2 protein-coding genes are annotated in these 2,963 nt (G+C 68.2%); both read left to right on the forward strand.

The annotated features are described in order from the left end of the window. The first annotated feature begins 32 nt into the window (after nucleotides 1-32). Nucleotides 33-440, forward strand: coding sequence for a heme-binding protein (locus ACESMN_RS13325; protein WP_373054094.1), 408 nt, complete (start codon nucleotides 33-35; stop codon nucleotides 438-440). 282 nt (nucleotides 441-722) lie between these two features. Continuing rightward, nucleotides 723-2,912 (forward strand): malate synthase G, encoded by a 2,190-nt coding sequence (locus tag ACESMN_RS13330; RefSeq protein WP_373054095.1) that lies wholly within the window; start codon nucleotides 723-725, stop codon nucleotides 2,910-2,912. The last annotated feature ends 51 nt before the right edge of the window (nucleotides 2,913-2,963 follow it).

Below are 2,963 nucleotides of genomic sequence, written 5' to 3' on the forward strand. Positions count from 1 at the left end.
CTAGTGGGAACGCAACGGATGGAGATCACTCAATGCAGCAGAAGACCGTACTCGACCTGAATCAGGCCAACCGGATCCTGGATGCGGCCCAGCGCGAGGCCGAGGCCAACGGCTGGTCGGTGACCATTGCCGTCACCGATGACGGAGGGCACCTGCTGGCACTCCGCCGTCTCGACGGCTGTGCACCGATGGCCTGCTACGTGGCCCCGGAAAAGGCCCGCAGCGCGGCGCTCGGCCGGCGCGAGACCCAGGCCTTCGAGGACATGATCAACGGCGGGCGCACCGCGTTCCTGTCTGCACCGGTTCTTCAAGGACTGCTGACAGGTGGCATTCCGGTGATACACGAGGGCCAGGTCATTGCCGCGGTCGGCGTCTCGGGGGTGAAGCCGGAGCAGGACGCGCAGGTGGCGCGCGCCGGCATCGCCGCGATGAGCGGCTGAGGCCCGGGCAAGCGCGGCGGCGAGACCTGTGGAAGCGGCCTCGGGCCGCGACCGACCGGGTCGGGGATCGCGGCTGGAAGCCGCTCCTACCCTTCATCAGGGTTCGTGGGAGCGGCTTCCAGCCGCGATCCCCAACGTCAGGGGTTCGTGGGAGCGGCTTCCAGCCGCGATCCCCAACGGACATTGGCCCTTCGACCGGCCGGACGTGGCATCATGCAGCCCGTACGTCCGCGTACGCGATGCCGCGGCGACACCAGCACCCGAAGGAAGGAAGGCACCGACATGACTGACTACGTGACTCGCGGGCGGCTCCAGGTCGCCGCCGTACTGGACCGCTTCATCAGCGACGAGGCCCTTCCGGGCACGAATCTGGACAGGGACGCCTTCTGGAGTGGCGTGGATGCGCTGGTCCACGACCTTGCGCCGCGCAACCGCGATCTGCTCGACAGGCGCGAGGCCCTGCAGCAGAAGCTGGACGAGTGGCACCGCACCCATCCCGGCCCGGTGGGCGATTTGTCCGTCTATCGCAGCTTCCTGCACGGGATCGGGTATCTGGTGGAACCACCGGCGCAGGTGCGTGCCAGCACCGCCAACGTTGACCCGGAGGTCGCGGTCCAGGCCGGGCCGCAGCTGGTGGTGCCGGTCAGCAATGCCCGCTACGCGCTGAACGCCGCGAACGCCCGCTGGGGCAGTCTGTACGACGCGCTGTACGGAACCGATGCGATCCCCGACACCGACGGCGCCGAACGGGGTACCGAATACAACCCGGTGCGAGGCGGCAAGGTCATCGCCTTCGCCCGCGACCTCCTGGATCGCGCGGCACCCCTGCGCGGCGGATCGCACCGCGAGGCCACCGGCTACCGCATTGCCGGGGGCGAACTCGCGGTGAGCCTCGAGGGTGGCGGGGACGCCGCACTGGAGAACCCGGGGCAGCTGGCCGGGTACCAGGGTTCCCCGGAGAAACCCCACGCGATCCTGCTGGTGAACAACGGCCTGCATTTGGAGATTCAGATCGACCGCACGCACCCGATCGGTCGAACGGATGCCGCCGGGGTGAAGGACCTGCTGGTGGAGGCGGCAGTGACCACCATCATGGACTGCGAGGATTCGGTGGCCGCGGTGGATGCCGAAGACAAGGTGAACGTCTACCGCCAGTGGCTCGGACTGATGAACGGCAGCCTCGAGACCTCCTTCCGGAAGGGGGGCGAGGTCATCAGCCGTGCACTCAATCCTGACCGGAAGTACACGGCCCCTGATGGCCGGACCCTGACCCTACCCGGCCGCGCGCTGATGTTCGTGCGCAATGTCGGTCACCTGATGACCACGCCCGCGCTGCAGGACAGCGAAGGGGCCGAGGTGCCCGAGGGGCTACTCGACGGCATACTGACCAGCCTGCTCGCGCTGCATGACCTGAAGCGCGAGGGAGAGGGCAATTCCCGTACCGGTTCCGTCTACATCGTAAAGCCGAAGATGCACGGACCCGAAGAGGTGGCCTTCGCGGTCGAGCTCTTCTCCCGCATCGAGGACCTCCTGAAGCTCCCGCGCAACACCCTGAAGATGGGGATCATGGACGAGGAGCGCCGCACCTCGGTGAATCTCAGGGCCTGCATCGCCGAGGCCGCGGCGCGCGTGGTCTTCATCAACACCGGCTTCCTCGACCGTACCGGCGACGAGATCCACACGGCGATGGAGGCCGGCCCCATGCTGCGCAAGGGCGACATGAAGGGCGCGAAGTGGATCGCGGCCTACGAGCGCAACAACGTGGTGGCGGGCCTGGCCTGCGGTCTGCGCGGGCGCGCCCAGATCGGCAAGGGCATGTGGGCGATGCCGGATCGGATGGCCGCGATGCTGGAGCAGAAGATCGCGCATCCGAAGGCGGGGGCCACTACCGCCTGGGTCCCCTCGCCCACCGCGGCGGTCCTGCACGCGCTGCACTACCACGAGGTCGATGTCGCGGCACTGCAGCGGGAGATGGAGGCCCGCCTCGAGCCGGACGCCGAGGCCAGGCTGCTGGACGACCTGCTCGAGGTGCCCGTGGTCGAGAAGCCCGACTGGTCGGACGAGGCGATCCAGCAGGAACTCGACAACAACTGCCAGGGTATCCTCGGTTACGTGGTGCGCTGGGTGCAGCAGGGCATCGGCTGTTCCAAGGTGCCGGACATCCACGACATCGGCCTGATGGAGGACCGGGCGACACTGCGCATCTCCAGCCAGCACATCGCGAACTGGCTCCACCACGGGGTGGTGGACGCCGGGCGTGTGCAGGCAACCCTGGAGCGCATGGCGGCGGTGGTGGACGAGCAGAACCGCGATGACCCGATGTACCGCCCGATGGCCGAGGACTTCTCCGGCTCGATCGCCTTCCGTGCCGCATCGGACCTGATCTTCAAGGGCCGCGAGCAGCCCTCCGGCTACACCGAACCCCTGCTCCACTACTGGCGCGCGGTGCAAAAGGCCGAACTGCAGGACTGAAGCGAGCGGCCGCCTGAAGCCCCTGTGGGAGCGGCTTCCAGCCGCGACACC

It is taken from the genome of Thioalkalivibrio sp. (assembly GCF_041690275.1).
GTDB lineage: Bacteria > Pseudomonadota > Gammaproteobacteria > Ectothiorhodospirales > Ectothiorhodospiraceae > Thioalkalivibrio.

Bases quoted from the DNA above. Each gene is read 5' to 3' on its own strand.
- ACESMN_RS13330 (WP_373054095.1), top strand. From the start codon at position 723: ATGACTGACTACGTGACTCGCGGGCGGCTCCAGGTCGCCGCCGTACTG.
- ACESMN_RS13325 (WP_373054094.1), top strand. From the start codon at position 33: ATGCAGCAGAAGACCGTACTCGACCTGAATCAGGCCAACCGGATCCTG.